Genomic DNA, 15,795 nt, shown 5'->3' with positions numbered 1-15,795 from the left:
TTCACGATCTCTTCACGATATGCCCAATAAGATACAGGCAATTTCCTAAACTAGCTCGTAAATTGAGGTTAATACAATGAAAAAACTCGCTCTTATTTCTGTAGTAGGTTTGGCATTGTCTGGTTGTGGTGGTTCAGGTGGTGGCAGCAATAGCGATAGCACACCAACTCAACCAGTAGTGAAACCAAGTGTAGCGATTGGCTCTGTTGAAGCGGTCAACGCTGAAGAAAACACGTTAACCGTCAATGGATATACATACCATGTGTCTGGGGTGGTTTATAGCGATACATCAATGCAATTGGCCGATGTAGAACCCAAAATGATGGTTCAAGTAGGAACAGATGTTCGTAAAGCGTCTGACGATGGCTTCTTAGTAACACTTGAGCCAACCATTACCGGACGTGTTACAGCAATTGATTATGTGAAGAAAGCATTTACGGTAAACGGCGTAGATCTGCAGTTTGACGGTTTAAGTGATGATATAGAGGTCAACGACTGGGTGATGGTGTCATCTTTGCCGACTGCTGATGCGGGTTATCGAGTGTTGTCTGTGGTCGAAATCGACGTAGATAACGATTACCCAACTCTTGGAAGCTACTACGAACTGGAAGGTCGCATTACTAGTATTGAAGAAAATGCTGGCACGTTTAAGCTTGGTTCAAATATAACCGTATCTTACGACAACATTAGCCAACTTAGCATCGGCCAATGGGTGGAAGTAGAAGGTGAAATGCAAAACGGCGTCTTCATGGCAAATGAGGTAGAAGTTGAAGGCTACGACGTCATAAGCAATGACAGCGATGTGGAAGGCATCGTGACTTGGGTTGCAAATGATTACAGTGAGTTTTCATTAAACTACCGAGGTGCATTCTTCATCGATAACGCAACACGATTTGAAGATGGCAGCAAAGCGAACCTAAAACAAGGCCAAGAAGTGGAGGTAACGTCTGTCATGAAAAATGGCAAACGCATCGCTACCGTTATTGAGTTTGAGCAACCAGACTTTGACGATAACAACCAATGGCAAGGTAAAGAATTTGAATGTGAAGGATACGTATCAAACTACGATGCTGAAGCAAGAACATTTGACATCGAGAGTTGCGAAAACGACGCAGATCAATTGCTAAACAACACTACCGTTGTGATTGATGCACAAACACGCTTCCAAGGCATCGAAGAACTTAACCTAAATGGTGCTCGTGTCGAAGTCGATGGTGTAATCATCAACGACCAAAATATTGCCCGTGAAGTGGAGTTGGACGTTTACGACAACTGATCCCTTCTACGCTAAAGAAAAAGTGTCACTTCGGTGGCACTTTTTTGTTTTCACCTTACTATGCTTCCCTAGACTCAAACTAGCAAATTTCCGCGTAACTCTTTTCTCCAAATTACACTTTACCTATGTTCCACAATATTGGTGACTACTATGAAAAACGTTATCTCACTCTGCTTATCTTACTTTTAGCTTCATCCACCAGCTTAGCTAACGTGACTCCCCCTGACTGCGATGCAGAAAAAACAACCAAAACCGTTGCGAAAAAAACCGTGGTTGGTATTGGCAGTTGTTGTACACCTAAAGAAACATTGAAAGATACCGCGATTGATCCAAGAAAAGACAAACTGCCAGATGAAAGGGGGGCGGGCAAAGCTGTTGATACAACGACACAAGAAAAAAGAGAGGAAAACGGTGAAAAGACGTGACAAAAAAGCTCAATAAAAATTAACGTCTACACCATAGAGTTTGAGCGTAGAAAGCATGTTGCCGAAATAAACTGATTACTTACCTGTTGTTTGATGCCCAAGTTCAACCTTGTTTTCTCATATTCCAATACAGGACTTTGACCTCGTACTATTTTTACTACACAAGTCAATTAATTAGTAATAGTTTCTCTTAACTCTGAGACTTTGAGCCTAATGAAAAGTGCCACAACTTGCATACAAATCACTTGTCTATATTGTACACATACAATATATGAAAAAAGGAGGTCTAACGATGGTTAGAGGTTATAGTGAGCAGACGCTAAAAACCGAACCTGTAGTTCAGTTGGCGATACTGACAGGCTTAGATGCAGATTTGAGTTTTATCAGAAACAACAGAGAAAAGGTTTTGCCTGTAATAACAGGTGTCATTTTGTATCGACAGCTCAATCGACTCGACTAAAGAAAAGTCCTTGAACAAGCACAGGCTTTAGGGAATCCGAAATTTTTCGGTAAGGTTCAAATGCTGATAGCGCAAAGTATTGCTAAGCCCATGTGGAACCCTTGGAGTCTATCAGATGGTGAGTTGCGCCAGTATTTCGATACTCATCAGGCAGTCGCAGACTTCCTTTCTACATGGTTTATCACCATCGATATTAAACTTGAGGTCGGCTTTGCAGCAGCTGTTATATACGGGCTATCAAAAGGTCAAGGGGCTGCATTAATTAAAGAAATGGCTTCTGTGCACATCGCTGAAGAGACTTTCAAGAAACTCAGCCTCTCATCAACTGCGCAACGAGCTGGCGCGAGAGCATTTTTTGTAGCGGTTATTCTCGCGAGTGTACTCAAAGGCTTTAACGAGGCTGATGCGCTAGCTGCAAAGCAAGAGTTATTACGACGTAACATGCTTAGAATAGAGGATTTGTAAGCTATGTTTTGGATACTGGGTCTTTTTATCTCCTTGTTTATCATGTACTCGGATTATGCGCATTATTTCTATACCAAGCGGCACGGAAAGAAATCTAAGGTTTCTCGCTTATTAAGCTTGCTGATCACGGTAACGCTTCCTATGATTGCTACTACCGAGATTTTGAACGATCTTGGGGCAGGGAAAGTCACCTACCAAGTGTGTGTAATTTTCGTTTCGGCTTTAGTTGGTCTTCTGGTCTGTTTGTCGGAGCAGTATCGTTTTAAGGCAGAAAGAGATTAGTCGTATCATGTTGTGTAGCTATCAACAAAGGCACCAAATTAGCGCCTCTTTCATTCTTGGTGTATTAATAACCGATTCGGGCCGGTAAGTTGGGAGCAAATGTTTCCTCACGTGTATCCTCGATCACGCGACCGCTATTATGACTTCCTGAATGAAGCAAAATGTATCTTTCGGCTAATTTTTGACTCGCTGACTTAGAACCTTTAATCACCTGAATACGCATAGTTCATGCCCACCATTGAGCCGTCTGAACTATTCGCTGTACCATGATAGAAAATAGTTTCTGTATTGAAACATATATCCCTTGCGCGTGAATATTTAGCTGACTCGGACATATCAAATCTAGCCTCAACTGATATCCAAGTGAACTTTCAGTTTGCAAGACCAGTTGTTCATAATTTATTTAAAAGTTAAAAACTAGTTAATGGCGAGCTAATACAAAAAAGAGCGCCGATTGACGCTCTTTTCGATCTCTAATTGATAACCAATTATGCGGCCTCTGTCTGACCTATCCAATGATAATGGTGGTTGGCTTTTTTACCCACTAAACCGAGCTCTGCCAATTCCTCAAACACCTTGTCTACCTCTTCCGCAGATAGCCTAAATTGTTTTGCAACGGCTTTTTTAGTGCACGTAATTTGATGCGTTTTAAGTGCATCGCTCACTTGCTCTAACAAAGTTTTCGGTTCTTTTGGTTCTTCAGGCTCCGGCGTTACTGGTATTTCTTGCTCTTCTTCCTCTTTGATATGAGGAAGATACCCCACTGGCTCTGGTTCGATATCGCGAACCGTTTTCAGTATCATGCCCTCATTTCGGCGGTAGAAATGTCGAAACCGTTGCTCTTCACCAATCAGGCCGACAAAAAATGTAGCAAAGAAATCCAACAGAATCGAAAGAAATACAACCAAGCCAAGCTGAGCTTGCTGGGAGGTGGTACCAAATGCGTTGGCTAGGCTATCAATCAAACCAATCACTGAGCCTTGCGTGACCGGTGGCAAACTATCACGTTCCATAGCCAAGCGTTGCTGCTCTTCGCGTAAGGTTTTGTTTTGCTCCTGAATGCGAGTTACACCGGTCGCGATACGCTCCATCTCGATGTATTTCTGCGCTGCCATATTGTTGAGCTCAATCTGTTTATCGATTGCCGCAATTTGGCGATTAAACGCTTCCACTTTCGCCTGCTCTACCGAAATATGACTTTGTGCGCTGTTTGTTGCACTGTTAATGCCACCAATACTACCGCCAATGGAGATCGCAGCTAAGACTAAATAAAACACGAGAGCGGTTGCCGCCCCTGTATAGTTGCGATGGGCTCGGCGCTCACCGTATTCATACCAAGCGTAGAACTTACCCGCTTCAAAAATAATCGCTAAACCACCAAATAAGGTTTGCATCATCGGGTTTTCGTCGATCGACAAAAACAGCAATAGAGAAAAAATAGTCGATGCTAAAATCGCAGCACCAGTGAATGCGTATACACTCACCATGGCAAATCGACCTTTAGGGTATCGATATCCAATCTGTTGTTCGTATTTCATTTGAGAAATTTCTTAAGATTAATCGCCCCTCCGACTAAGTAGGACGGACGTTCTGGCATGTACAAAGGAGCGCAGAATACCGTATCCTTTATTAAATTACTGTCATAATTCCGTTAATGGAAAACAAGTGAAGATTCGGTGTGCATTTTGAATCGATATCAGCCAAATCTAGCACGTAAAAACACCACTTCGGCACCCACTAACCGAAGTTTCAGTGACATATAGAGAGATTAATTCAGTATCTTCAAAAGCGACTAGGCAAGACAGACAAGCTGAATTGGAGGTTATGAATGCAAGCCTAATCAAAACATGCCATCTGCCGTAACACGTTGCTTTAAATCGTAAAGAGCCAAGCTATTAAAGCGTTAAAAATAGGCAATAAAACAAATAATGCACACTTGCATCACCTTTTAGTAAACTGATAATTACATTGTTTGGTTAATTTGTTAGTATCCCGCGCCGAAGAAGATAAGCACTCAATTGTATGGAAAACACTCTAATACAGCATAAACACCATCGCTTGCACGCTATTGCGGTTATTATCGCGGTGTTGTTTCAGTTGTATTTAGCGTCCACAGCGACTCTTAACCCAACACAAGTTCACAACACAACCTGGCTTAACAAAGTTCAAAGTGAAAAGGTCTTACTGTGTACCGCAGATGGTTTCAAATGGGTGGATATCAATACGCTGATTGAAGCTAACGCTCAACCTTCTTCTACGCTCATTCAAGATCTTAATTTACATGAGGGCTTTCAGTTTGAGTGTCCGCTTCTTCAAGCGGTTCAATTCTTTCTTTTGGTTGCGATTGGGCTATACCTGACTACCATCCATTGGCAGCGCCGAGTCAAGAAAGCTCTGACGCCTTACCGATTTTCAAAATGCGATAAGCTCGTTTACAAACACATCGCGCCTAAGCATTCTCCGCCGAGTGTTTTTCCTGCCTAACAGGCATCTAATCATTGACAACTTTATTCAAAAATAACGATGACTCTGTTTGTTGTCCATTCAGAGAAGCTATTCATTCAAAAGGAAAAACACATGCTTAAATCATTAAAAACCGCCGCTATCGCGCTTATTGCTGTCATCGCTAGCCCACTGAGTTTAGCGCACGATTATGAAGCAGGAAAAATTCATATCGACCATCCATGGAGCCGCGAAGCGCCACCAAACGCACCTGTTATCGGTGGTTTTTTTCAATTAGCCAACCACGGTAACAGTGAAGATGCATTGATCGCAGCAGAAAGCCCAATCGCAGGACATGTCGAAATTCACACGCATAAGAAAGAAGATGGTGTGATGAAAATGATTAAGATTGACGAAGTGCGCGTTCCCGCCAATGACTCAGTGTTGTTTAAGCCAGGTAGCTTCCATTTAATGATTTTCAATCCAACACAAGCGCTCAAAGAAGGTGACCGCTTCCCTATGACGTTAACATTCAAAAACGCGGGTAAGGTGGAAGTAGAAATGGCGGTTGAAAAACAAGGACACATGGAAAAACACATGCACCATTAATGACGTAAACAAAAATGCCCGCTGATTTAGCGGGCATTTTTATTTCAGCTTAATAGAAATCATTATTCCGATAGATCATAACCCGATTCTTCAGAATAATGGCAGCGAGTAGCGCTTAGCGAGACGAAGTCATATACATAACAGCATACTCGGACAATAGATTCTGAATCACGCTCGTCCCTCATTGTTCAGAATGCCGTTGAAAGATTTAAGAACCCTAACAAGGTTCCCTACTCGCATGAAACTCAATCTCTCAGCGAAATCATAAATTTGGTAACAATGCCCATAGCGCAATTAGTTTTCTTTCTACTTGAAACAGACCTCAGCCCAACGAGCTAGGCCAGCAGTTACCGAGCCAAAATAATTTCCACTGACGACCGGAATATTTGGCAGTACGGTTTGCACCGCATCGCGCAAAATTGGCGAGCGTGCCGAACCACCAGTCATAAAGATAGCATCGGGTTTCACCCCAGCTTGCTCTACCGCTTCTGTCACCAACGCCGTCATTTTATTCTTCGGCGACTGAATCGCTTCGATCATTTCGTCTCGTTGCACATCGACTTCAATCAGTTCTGACAGTAAGTTGATGCCAGTTCGGTAAGAAGCTTGTTCTGAAAGCGCCACTTTCGCTTCTTCGGCACGGCGAACAATGTTGTAGCCTAAAGACTCATGATACACCTCTAGCAAACGAGCAAGCTTTTCTGGCTCTTGAGCCTGCTTTTGAAGCAACTTCAACGCGGATAGGTTCTCTCGCGAATAGAAATCACTCTGCGCTTCTACATTGTTGATTGCTATCGGGTTCCAGAATTGGGTGGTCGGCATCACAATACCTGACTCCATTTTGCTTTCCATGCCAAACGGGAACATGAGCTGCTTAAATGCTAACGCGATATCAAGATCATTCCCGCCGACGCGCTGGCCACTATGAGCTAACAAACTTGCGGTCCTATCCGCTTTGCCACGCCAAGACGGCCCCATTTGAATCAACGAGCAGTCCGTTGTACCACCGCCAATATCGACCACTAGAATGGTTTTGTCTTCGCTGAGTGTCGCTTCATACTCTAGGCCCGCCGCGACAGGCTCAAACTGAAACTCCACATTTTGGAAGCCCGCACGTTTCGCTGCCCGCAACAAAATGCGTTCAGCCTGAATGTTAGCCGTTTCACCGCCACGCCCATGGAAGTTAATTGGCCGGCCGATAACAGCATCGGTAATACTTTGCTGCGCATCGTTTTCGGCTTGCGACTTAATATTGTCCATCATCGCGCAGACAAGATCTTCGAAGAAAGCCAATTGCACGTCACGCAAGCCAGAAGCGCCAAGAAAAGACTTCGGCGACTTTACGTAATAGATATCACGAGGATCTTCCAAATAGAGATTAAGCGCCGCCTGACCAAATGCAATGTCGTCAGATTCGAGATCAATACTTTCTTCTCGGTTTAAATTGATTGCCCGGCGTAAAACCTGCTCACCAACTTGATCTAATGGTTTAATATCTCGATGGCGAAATAAGTGCTCGGATACCGATTCACGAGTCGGTGCAGCAAGGGTGGAAGGAATAAATGGACTGCTCCCTTCTAGGTTAAGCATTACTGGCTCACCCGATTCCATTTTTGCCACTGAACAGTTTGCAGTGCCATAGTCAAAGCCGATAAACATAGTTCCTCCCACTAATAAGGGCCTGTAGACCGTTAAAAAGCCGGCAATGCTAACTTAATGGCATAGGAATTACTATCCTAAAATCGTGTGTAATTTAACGTGGCAAGTCTATCTAAGGTTTATTGCTCTCTTTTTTCATAGATGGCAAAACAACCGCAACCAATAACGCTAATAATAAGAATACAGGAGTAAGCGTTAACCCGTGCCAGATCGAATAACCGTCATGGAACAACCAGAAAATACCAACAGTCAAGAGATACGCAAAGTAACTGCAAAACACTAAGCTAATCGCAACAAAGCGAGTTCGATTGATAATAAGAATCCGCACTAGATACTGACTAAGAATACCAGAACAGTGCATGGCAAGCTGCCAATTGATGATAAAGAAAGCAAGCGCAATAAACCCAGCTACGACCAGTGCATCATGCGTACTTAAAATGAAGTAGCTACCAAATCGGCTTATGATGACCGGATAATCGCCTTCGTATATCGTTGACCAAGATATTGCGTTCGCTGCTGCTACGTAATTGGCAAAATAAGCAATGGCGTAAAAAGTCGTTTGAGAACTGAACGGCTGAAATACATCCGTACAATATCCTCGCCATTCTTCTTTGTTGGCGGTAGGTCCAACCCAGTTACGTTTTTGATGAGCGACGCGCTCGGCGAATGCAGGTCCGTTGCGAAACAACAACCAAAATATATACAGTGAAAGTATGACCAAGAGTATCGAAAACATACCCTTCCCCCTCAGAAATTATCGGCTCCACTACCAATGGCGTTGGGGTCGTAAACTGCACTTCCCTGCTATACCTATTTTATTTATCTGAACTTATTATTTTATTGCTGCCAAAACTTATTTAACGACATGCTAAACAGAAATATGGTTTCACTTGATGCTTAAGCTCAAAAACCTACTTGTAGGTTTAGCACACAAAAACAGGGCCTGCAGAATGGAGAAAAGGAAATCGCGACTTATTAACGAACATGAAAACGCTAACTTGCTACGGTGACCGCGATGAGGGGAGAAGCATTCAAAGCGGTCATACATGCGGGAGGAACAACTATTTCTCTAGCTTCTCTTCAAATACACCAATCTCTCTACCCAGCCAAATCGCGCGTTCCGTATGGTCGAGCAACTCTTCTTCACTCACAGGATGGATAAGCACAGAAAAATCACCTCGAATCGTATCGAGCCAAGCCAAAAACTCTTCACTCAATGACTCTAGGTGAATTTCAAACATCGGCATTTTATGTGGGCCAACCAATCTTCCAACCAAAGGAAATACACGCAGCACATCTTGACGCTCTTGACGGATGATCTCGTTCAAGGCTTGCGCTTTATCTTGTTCTCTTAAAGGAAAATAAACATGAGCGTGATACATAATTTCTCCATAATCACTTCGACTTGAGCGCCATCTACTGCTGATAAGCTCAAGGACCGCCGAGGGTATACATTTGTAATGCCGTCACCCTACCCTGATTCCACTCTGTTGGGAAGAAGTTATGTATTCTCATAAGGCCGGAGTTTCGGGCACAACAAAAAATCTCAATACAACACATAACAACTACTTGAGTTGATTCATTAATAATGACTCACTTTGTCAAATTTTACAGCCAAATTTTGTTGCAAATATGTTTCATTCAATAGCAATTAAATTCGAGTTTAAAAATGCCAGCAATTAAAAATCAGCATATTACTCTACAAAATCAGGGTGTAAGCAAAACTTTACTACTGGTCAAAAGTCAAAATGAAGCACAATTTAACAATTTGTTTACACTTATTGTATCTGGCTATACCACGATTTAGTTAGAGGGTTAGATGCAGAAAAAATGTTTCTCTGTGTCTTGCGATGAAATAGCCGCAGCGGTGTTATCGAAAAATAGTTTAAAGGACGTACAGATGCCTACAGCTATAGAAAACACAAGCAACCTTAGGTATGGCCTTTGCGCTGATATCAGAGTTTGAGTACCCATACAAACTCTGGTTTGATATGAACAGCTGCAGTCCAAAAGACACGCAGCGTCAAAAGGAGCTTGAGATGAACGTTCAGGCATTACCCATGCATCGGTTTATCGACCATCATGGGGACCTAGTCGGCCAACTACCCAACTGGGCTGACACTGAAACTTTGGTCGGGTTTTACCGAGACATGGTATTGACTCGCACTTACGACAACAAAGCCGTTGCGTTGCAACGCACCGGCAAGTTAGGGACCTACCCTTCGCACCTAGGTGCTGAAGCCATCGGCATTGCGGTCGGCAGAGCGCTGAAAGCCGATGATGTATTTGTCCCTTATTATCGCGATATGCCTGCAATGTGGTGTCGTGGTATTGGCATGGAGAAGAATCTTCAATACTGGGGCGGTGATGAGCGCGGTAGTGATTTTGCTCCTGAGGGCAGCCCAATTCCTAGCCGAGATCTTCCATTCTGTGTCCCCATTGCGACGCAATGTACGCACGCTGTCGGGGTGGCTTCCGCACTGAAAATTCAAGGTAACCATGAAGCTGCGCTAGTCATGTGCGGCGATGGCGGTACATCCAAAGGGGATTTTCTAGAGTCAATAAACTGTGCGGGAGCTTGGAATATTCCACTTGTTTTCGTTGTGAATAACAACCAGTGGGCAATTTCAGTGCCGCGTAGCCTTCAATGTGCTGCCGATTTCTTATCAGAAAAAGCGCAAGGCGCTGGCATCCCGGGCATTACAGTAGATGGTAACGATGTCGTCGCGGTTTATGATGCAACCAAGACCGCACTTGAGAGAGCGAGAAAAGGGAAAGGCGCAACACTCATCGAAGCGGTCAGTTACCGATTAAGTGACCACACTACTGCCGATGATGCGACTCGTTATCGTAAAGAGGACGATGTTCAAACCGCATGGCAATACGAACCTATAGCACGTCTTAAAACGTATCTCCTTAATCAAGGAGCTTGGAGCGATGAACAAGAGCAGCAATGGCTAGAATACTGCAAGGAACAAGTGGAACTGGCAGTTGAACGCTACCTCAGCTTACCGTCACAAGCACCAGAAACTGGGTTCGATTATTTGTATGAATCGCTTCCCCAAGAGCTTCACGCTCAAAGAGATGAGCTCATCAACAAAGCAATGCGAATGCAGGGAGGCAAACATGGCTGAACTAACGTTAGTTGAAGCAGTAAACCTCGCTCTGCACCACGAAATGCAACAAGACCAAAATGTTGTCGTGTTAGGTGAGGACGTAGGTGATAATGGTGGCGTATTCCGTGCCACCGTAGGGCTCAAACAAGAGTTTGGTCTCAAACGAGTGATCGATACGCCCCTCGCTGAAGCGTTAATCGGCGGTGTTGCGGTCGGTATGGCAACGCAAGGGTTACGACCTGTCGCCGAATTTCAATTTCAAGGTTTTGTTTTTCCGGCAATGGAGCACTTAATGTGCCACGCGGCACGCATGCGTAACCGAACTCGCGGCCGCCTCACTTGCCCTGCGGTTTTCCGTGCGCCATTTGGTGGCGGTATTCACGCTCCAGAGCACCACTCAGAAAGTGTAGAGGCGCTATTTGCGCACACTGCTGGCTTTAAAGTAGTGATTCCTTCTTCACCTCAACGCGCATACGGCCTGCTTCTCGCCGCGATTCGAAGTAATGATCCTGTCATGTTCTTCGAACCGAAACGCATTTATCGAACCGTAAAATCTGAAGTCGTTGATAATGGCGAAGCACTTCCACTCGACACCTGCTTCACCTTACGTAAGGGGCGAGATATCACGCTTGTTACTTGGGGCGCATGCGTCGTAGAGTCACTTCAAGCCGCACAGACCTTATCTAGTCAAGGAATTGAAGTCGAGGTGATTGATTTGGCGAGCATTAAGCCAATTGATACCGCAACGATTTTCAGCTCACTAGAAAAAACCGGACGTTTACTCGTTGTTCATGAAGCGAGTAAAACTTGTGGTGTGGGCTCTGAGCTTTTAGCTCGAACAGCCGAACACGCCATGTGCTTACTAAAAGCCCCACCTAAACGAGTAACTGGAATGGACACCATTATGCCTTATTACCGTAACGAAGATTATTTCATGGTTCAGGAAGAAGACATTGTGACCGCAGCGCGCGAACTCGTGGAGGATTGGAAATGAAGACGTTTAACTTACCCGATCTCGGCGAAGGCCTCGCTGAATCAGAAATTGTAAAATGGCACGTTAATGTCGGTGACATGGTTAAGTTGGATCAAGTGATCTTAACTGTCGAGACAGCAAAAGCGACGGTCGACGTTCCCGCCCCCTACTCGGGCCGTGTAGTCAGCCGCCATGGGGAAGAAGGTGATATCGTCAATATTGGCGCATTGCTACTCGAAATTGACGAAACTGGCGCAGAGCGCGGGGCTACGGTAGAGAAAAAAGAGACTGCTGACGCCGCGACCGTTGTCGGCAATGTTTCTCATCAAGCGCATCACGTTAACGTCGATGACTTCTGGATTGGAGGCAATCACAACACGACTGAGAGTAATCTAGTTACTGCTCTACCGTCGGCTCGTCTATTGGCACAAAAACTTGGGGTAGATCTTAATCTCGTGTCAGGCAGTGGTCCAAACGGTCTTATCGTTGATGCCGACATTTACGACGAAGCCGGAAAACAGCGTCCGGGCACCGAAGTATTGAAAGGCGCTCGACGCACCATGGTGTCGTCGATGACTGAGTCACACGAGCACGTTGCTGCCGTGACCATTACAGAAGAAACGTTGCTGGAAGACTGGCTGCCGAACGAAGACATCAGTATCCGCCTGGTTCAAGCGATTGTTCATGCGTGTCAGGAAGAGCCCGCTTTAAATGCTTGGTTTGATGCAGAAACCATGACGCGTTGCGTGCACAATACGGTTAATCTTGGTATTGCTGTAGATAGCCGTCATGGCTTGTACGTACCCGTATTGCGCCACGCAGATGAATACGAGCCACAAGATGTTCGTCGTTGGCTCGATCAAACCGTTGAAGGGATCAGAGAGAGAAAAATCGGTCGAGAGCAATTACAGCACGCGACGATTACGCTTTCCAACTTTGGAGCGATTGCCGGCATTTACGCGACACCTGTCGTCACACCTCCGCAAGTCGCTATTGTTGGTGCTGGTCGAATACTCGACCGAGTGGTGATAAGAAATGGTCAAGCAATTTCGGTGAAAGCAATGCCGCTATCAGTAACGTTTGATCATCGCGCTTGTACTGGTGGTGAAGCTGCAAGGTTTACGAAAGTACTTGCAGAGCACCTGCAACGCCCGAGCGAAAAGTAACTGGTAAAAACCAAATGATAAAGGCTTCCAGTTCGGAAGCCTTTTGTTTGAGGAAGCTGATTATATCTACAGCTTCTCTAGCAACTCCGGCATCACCTCAAATAAATCGCCGACCAACCCATAGTCAGCGATGTCAAAAATAGGCGCATCGGGATCGCTGTTAATTGCGACAATCACCTTTGAGTCTTTCATTCCCGCTAAATGTTGAATAGCACCAGAAATTCCGACGGCAATGTATAATTCAGGTGCAACAATTTTACCAGTTTGCCCGACTTGATGGTCATTAGACACATAACCCGCATCGACCGCCGCTCGGGACGCTCCTACCGCTCCACCTAGCTTATCAGCCAATTGTTCGACTAAAGCAAACTTCTCTTTACTCCCGAATGCACGACCACCCGATACCACCACTCTAGCCGCTGGCAATTCTGGTCGCTCACTTTCTGGCGTTTGCTGCGAAATAAACTCACTAAGTTTGTTGATAATCACCGTATCGACTTGAGTAACCTTAGGGACAACTGGCGTATCTGACAGCTCTTGGGCATCAAAAGCCGTACTTCGTATGGTCATCACTTTAAAGGGGTCGTTCGACGTGACTCTCGCCAATGCATTCCCGGCATATATTGGACGAATCACCGTATCGATAGACTCGATTGTCATCACGTCCGAAAGTTGCCCTACATCGAGTAACGCCGCCACGCGAGGCATCACATTCTTACCAAATGTACTGGCAGGAGAAAGAATGTGTGAGTAATTTTTGGCTAGTTGTGAGATCAAAGGCGCGATGTTTTCCGCTAACCCATGCTCATACTCCTTTGCGTCAACCCAGATAATTTCTGCAACGCCCTTAACACACTTCAACTCATCCAAAACCGATTGGCACTGATAACCAATAAGCAATACAGAAACAGGAAGCGATTTGTCATCATCCTTGATATCAAATGCCGCTTTAATTGCACACAGCGTCCCTGCAGCCAACGACTGATTGTCATGTTCCGCAATGACAAGTGTTGCTAATGGTCGGTCATCCATGGTCATGCCTCGTATAACACTTCAGATCCATTACTTGAGCTTAGTTCACTTCACGTTAACGTCAACTGAGCTATAGTTTTCTGTATAGAAACCAAAAACCTGTCACGCAGATGACGATAATAAAAAGGAAGCAGATAGATGGAACGAGAATGCATGGAGTTTGATGTCGTGATCGTGGGAGCCGGACCTGCGGGCTTAAGTGCCGCTTGTCGCCTAGCTCAACTCAACCAAGATAGTGAAGGTGACGCACTTTCAATTTGCGTTGTAGAAAAAGGCTCAGAAGTGGGCGCACATATTTTATCTGGCGCTGTTTTTGAAACCAATGCCTTGGATGAACTTTTCCCCGATTGGAAAGAAATGGATGCCCCGCTATCAGCCTCAGTTCAGCAAGACCATTTCCTTTATCTTACTACTGAGCAAAACCATATTCGCGTCCCTCATTTCCTTACGCCACGTCCAATGATAAATGGCGAAAATAATTATGTAATTAGCCTTGCCAACCTTTGCCGTTGGCTCGCTAACCAAGCAGAAAGTCTTGGGGTGGAAGTTTTTCCTGCCTTTGCCGCTGCAAACATCAATTATGATCAGAGTGGCGCCGTGACAGGCATTAATACGAGCGATATGGGACTAGATAAGAACGGCCAAGCCAAATCTAACTTTGAGCCAGGTATCGAGCTAAAGGCAAAATACACCCTTTTTGCTGAAGGTTGTCGCGGACATCTGGGTAAAGAACTTATTCAAAGGTTCGACCTAGACGCAGGCAAGCAACCTCAGCACTACGCGCTTGGCCTAAAAGAGATATGGGAATTACCCACTGACAGCAAGGATGTATCTGGCAGTGTTATCCACTCCGCTGGCTGGCCTTTGAGCGAGACAAGTACCACTGGCGGCGGTTTTCTATATCATATGGAAAACAACCAAATCGCGGTCGGTTTGATCGTAGATTTAAACTACAGCAACCCTTACTTAAGCCCGTTTGACGAGTTTCAACGCTTTAAGCACCATCCAGCTATCAAGCAACATCTTAAAGGTGCACAACGTATCGCATATGGCGCAAGAGCCATTGCAAAAGGTGGACTTTCTTCTCTGCCGAAACAGCAATTCCCCGGCGGTTTATTGATTGGTTGTGATGCAGGAACTTTGAATGTCGCTAAAATTAAAGGTAGCCACACAGCGATGAAGTCCGGAATCATTGCAGCAGAAGCAGTACATACTGCCCTACAAACTGGGGCTTCTGAGCCAGACTACCAGTCATTGTTTGAATCATCATGGTTGTATGACGAGCTCGCCGAAACACGTAACTTTGGTGCGAACATCCACAAGTTTGGCAGCATACTGGGCGGTGCACTTTCGACCTTTGAGCATAACCTATGGCAACCACTGGTTAAGAAGCCGTTACCTTGGACTGTCAAGGACTATTCGTACGATCACGAACAGTTAAAACCTAAACAAGAGTGCCAAGCAATTACATACCCAAAACCAGATGGTGAAATCAGTTTTGATAAGCCTTCGTCGGTATTTTTGTCGGGAACACAGCACGAAGAGAATCAACCTTGTCACCTTGTTCTGACTTATCCTCACATTCCAATTGATGTGAATTTGGGTATGTATGACGAGCCGAGCCAGCGCTATTGCCCTGCGGGGGTTTACGAAGTGGTGGAAGTTGAGAGTAAGTTGAAGTTTCAGATAAATGCCGCCAACTGCGTGCATTGCAAAACCTGTGACATCAAAGATCCTTCACAAAACATCACATGGAAAGCGCCAGAAGGTGGTGGCGGACCAAGCTATCAAAACATGTAACCAAAGAACCACTTAAAGTGCGAAGCAGTGCATTTACTACTGCCAATTTTTGAAGTGGTTAGGCAAAAAGTCGGTAACTAACAACAGCAG

The 15,795-nt window shown here is 44.9% G+C and carries 16 protein-coding genes; 11 read left to right on the top strand and 5 right to left on the bottom strand.

Annotated features, from left to right (window positions below; genetic code table 11):
- Window positions 1-76: 76 nt before the first annotated feature.
- The 5 genes from OO778_RS24180 to OO778_RS24160 all read left to right on the top strand — a co-directional run bounded on the left by OO778_RS24180 (window position 77) and on the right by OO778_RS24160 (window position 2,908).
- Complete coding sequence (locus OO778_RS24180; protein ID WP_074189698.1) at window positions 77-1,276, top strand: DUF5666 domain-containing protein; 1,200 nt, start codon at window positions 77-79, stop codon at window positions 1,274-1,276.
- A gap of 125 nt (window positions 1,277-1,401) precedes the next feature.
- Entirely contained in the window at window positions 1,402-1,701 is a 300-nt protein-coding gene (locus tag OO778_RS24175; protein ID WP_074189699.1) for a hypothetical protein, read from the top strand.
- A 292-nt stretch (window positions 1,702-1,993) separates the two neighbouring features.
- Window positions 1,994-2,161 (top strand): hypothetical protein, encoded by a 168-nt coding sequence (locus tag OO778_RS24170; protein WP_226977526.1) that lies wholly within the window; start codon window positions 1,994-1,996, stop codon window positions 2,159-2,161.
- Between the two features lie 60 nt (window positions 2,162-2,221).
- Complete coding sequence (locus OO778_RS24165; protein WP_226977527.1) at window positions 2,222-2,626, top strand: hypothetical protein; 405 nt, start codon at window positions 2,222-2,224, stop codon at window positions 2,624-2,626.
- Between the two features lie 3 nt (window positions 2,627-2,629).
- Window positions 2,630-2,908 (top strand): hypothetical protein, encoded by a 279-nt coding sequence (locus OO778_RS24160; protein WP_046875328.1) that lies wholly within the window; start codon window positions 2,630-2,632, stop codon window positions 2,906-2,908.
- Window positions 2,909-3,396: 488 nt separating this feature from the next.
- On the opposite strand, the gene OO778_RS24155 is transcribed toward OO778_RS24160, so the two are convergent.
- A complete protein-coding gene (locus OO778_RS24155) occupies window positions 3,397-4,446 on the bottom strand; it encodes a Preprotein translocase subunit SecY (protein ID WP_074189700.1) in 1,050 nt (349 codons plus the stop codon).
- 484 nt (window positions 4,447-4,930) lie between these two features.
- Between OO778_RS24155 and OO778_RS24150 the strand changes: the two genes are divergently transcribed.
- Both OO778_RS24150 and OO778_RS24145 read left to right on the top strand, forming a co-directional pair.
- Window positions 4,931-5,392 carry a hypothetical protein gene (locus OO778_RS24150; RefSeq protein ID WP_074189701.1) on the top strand — a complete coding sequence of 154 codons (462 nt, stop codon included), beginning with the start codon at window positions 4,931-4,933 and terminating at the stop codon, window positions 5,390-5,392.
- 93 nt (window positions 5,393-5,485) lie between these two features.
- On the top strand, window positions 5,486-5,959 hold the full coding sequence (locus tag OO778_RS24145) for a copper chaperone PCu(A)C (RefSeq protein ID WP_074189702.1): 474 nt from the start codon (window positions 5,486-5,488) through the stop codon (window positions 5,957-5,959).
- A 306-nt stretch (window positions 5,960-6,265) separates the two neighbouring features.
- Here the strand turns inward: OO778_RS24145 and yegD are convergent, their stop codons facing one another.
- The 3 genes from yegD to OO778_RS24130 form a co-directional block, all read right to left on the bottom strand.
- On the bottom strand, window positions 6,266-7,618 hold the full coding sequence (gene yegD / locus OO778_RS24140; RefSeq protein WP_006742470.1) for a molecular chaperone: 1,353 nt from the start codon (window positions 7,616-7,618) through the stop codon (window positions 6,266-6,268).
- A gap of 112 nt (window positions 7,619-7,730) precedes the next feature.
- Window positions 7,731-8,354, bottom strand: a complete 624-nt coding sequence (locus OO778_RS24135) for a hypothetical protein (RefSeq protein WP_264911987.1) — start codon at window positions 8,352-8,354, stop codon at window positions 7,731-7,733.
- 325 nt (window positions 8,355-8,679) lie between these two features.
- Window positions 8,680-9,000: a DOPA 4,5-dioxygenase family protein gene (locus OO778_RS24130; protein ID WP_005375836.1), complete on the bottom strand. Its 321-nt coding sequence runs from the start codon at window positions 8,998-9,000 to the stop codon at window positions 8,680-8,682.
- 657 nt (window positions 9,001-9,657) lie between these two features.
- On the opposite strand from OO778_RS24130, the gene pdhA reads away from it, so the two are divergent.
- The 3 genes from pdhA to OO778_RS24115 are packed head-to-tail and all read left to right on the top strand — an operon-like array spanning window position 9,658 to window position 12,873.
- The gene (gene pdhA, locus OO778_RS24125) at window positions 9,658-10,752 is read left to right on the top strand and encodes a pyruvate dehydrogenase (acetyl-transferring) E1 component subunit alpha (protein WP_012842500.1); all 1,095 of its coding nucleotides are present in this window, start codon (window positions 9,658-9,660) and stop codon (window positions 10,750-10,752) included.
- Complete coding sequence (locus OO778_RS24120; RefSeq protein ID WP_005395620.1) at window positions 10,745-11,728, top strand: alpha-ketoacid dehydrogenase subunit beta; 984 nt, start codon at window positions 10,745-10,747, stop codon at window positions 11,726-11,728. Before pdhA ends, OO778_RS24120 begins: the two co-directional genes overlap by 8 nt.
- Entirely contained in the window at window positions 11,725-12,873 is a 1,149-nt protein-coding gene (locus OO778_RS24115) for a dihydrolipoamide acetyltransferase family protein (RefSeq protein ID WP_074189705.1), read from the top strand. Before OO778_RS24120 ends, OO778_RS24115 begins: the two co-directional genes overlap by 4 nt.
- Window positions 12,874-12,939: 66 nt before the next feature.
- On the opposite strand, the gene OO778_RS24110 is transcribed toward OO778_RS24115, so the two are convergent.
- Window positions 12,940-13,905, bottom strand: coding sequence for an FAD-binding protein (locus OO778_RS24110; RefSeq protein WP_074189706.1), 966 nt, complete (start codon window positions 13,903-13,905; stop codon window positions 12,940-12,942).
- A 138-nt stretch (window positions 13,906-14,043) separates the two neighbouring features.
- Here OO778_RS24110 and OO778_RS24105 point away from each other — a divergent pair, with 138 nt between their 5' ends.
- On the top strand, window positions 14,044-15,705 hold the full coding sequence (locus OO778_RS24105; protein WP_104970786.1) for an electron transfer flavoprotein-ubiquinone oxidoreductase: 1,662 nt from the start codon (window positions 14,044-14,046) through the stop codon (window positions 15,703-15,705).
- Window positions 15,706-15,795: the final 90 nt, after the last annotated feature.

It is taken from the genome of Vibrio sp. STUT-A16, assembly GCF_026000495.1.
Lineage (GTDB): Bacteria > Pseudomonadota > Gammaproteobacteria > Enterobacterales > Vibrionaceae > Vibrio > Vibrio diabolicus.
Note: the sequence above shows the minus strand (reverse complement) of the source record. Positions and strands in the feature narration are given on the sequence as shown.

Excerpts from the sequence above, each read along its gene's own strand:
- OO778_RS24180 (WP_074189698.1), top strand. The coding sequence starts at position 77 with ATGAAAAAACTCGCTCTTATTTCTGTAGTAGGTTTGGCATTGTCTGGT.
- OO778_RS24175 (WP_074189699.1), top strand. The coding sequence starts at position 1,402 with ATGTTCCACAATATTGGTGACTACTATGAAAAACGTTATCTCACTCTG.
- OO778_RS24170 (WP_226977526.1), top strand. The coding sequence starts at position 1,994 with ATGGTTAGAGGTTATAGTGAGCAGACGCTAAAAACCGAACCTGTAGTT.
- OO778_RS24165 (WP_226977527.1), top strand. The coding sequence starts at position 2,222 with ATGCTGATAGCGCAAAGTATTGCTAAGCCCATGTGGAACCCTTGGAGT.
- OO778_RS24160 (WP_046875328.1), top strand. The coding sequence starts at position 2,630 with ATGTTTTGGATACTGGGTCTTTTTATCTCCTTGTTTATCATGTACTCG.
- OO778_RS24155 (WP_074189700.1), bottom strand. The coding sequence starts at position 4,446 with ATGAAATACGAACAACAGATTGGATATCGATACCCTAAAGGTCGATTT.
- OO778_RS24150 (WP_074189701.1), top strand. The coding sequence starts at position 4,931 with ATGGAAAACACTCTAATACAGCATAAACACCATCGCTTGCACGCTATT.
- OO778_RS24145 (WP_074189702.1), top strand. The coding sequence starts at position 5,486 with ATGCTTAAATCATTAAAAACCGCCGCTATCGCGCTTATTGCTGTCATC.
- yegD (WP_006742470.1), bottom strand. The coding sequence starts at position 7,618 with ATGTTTATCGGCTTTGACTATGGCACTGCAAACTGTTCAGTGGCAAAA.
- OO778_RS24135 (WP_264911987.1), bottom strand. The coding sequence starts at position 8,354 with ATGTTTTCGATACTCTTGGTCATACTTTCACTGTATATATTTTGGTTG.
- OO778_RS24130 (WP_005375836.1), bottom strand. The coding sequence starts at position 9,000 with ATGTATCACGCTCATGTTTATTTTCCTTTAAGAGAACAAGATAAAGCG.
- pdhA (WP_012842500.1), top strand. The coding sequence starts at position 9,658 with ATGAACGTTCAGGCATTACCCATGCATCGGTTTATCGACCATCATGGG.
- OO778_RS24120 (WP_005395620.1), top strand. The coding sequence starts at position 10,745 with ATGGCTGAACTAACGTTAGTTGAAGCAGTAAACCTCGCTCTGCACCAC.
- OO778_RS24115 (WP_074189705.1), top strand. The coding sequence starts at position 11,725 with ATGAAGACGTTTAACTTACCCGATCTCGGCGAAGGCCTCGCTGAATCA.
- OO778_RS24110 (WP_074189706.1), bottom strand. The coding sequence starts at position 13,905 with ATGGATGACCGACCATTAGCAACACTTGTCATTGCGGAACATGACAAT.
- OO778_RS24105 (WP_104970786.1), top strand. The coding sequence starts at position 14,044 with ATGGAACGAGAATGCATGGAGTTTGATGTCGTGATCGTGGGAGCCGGA.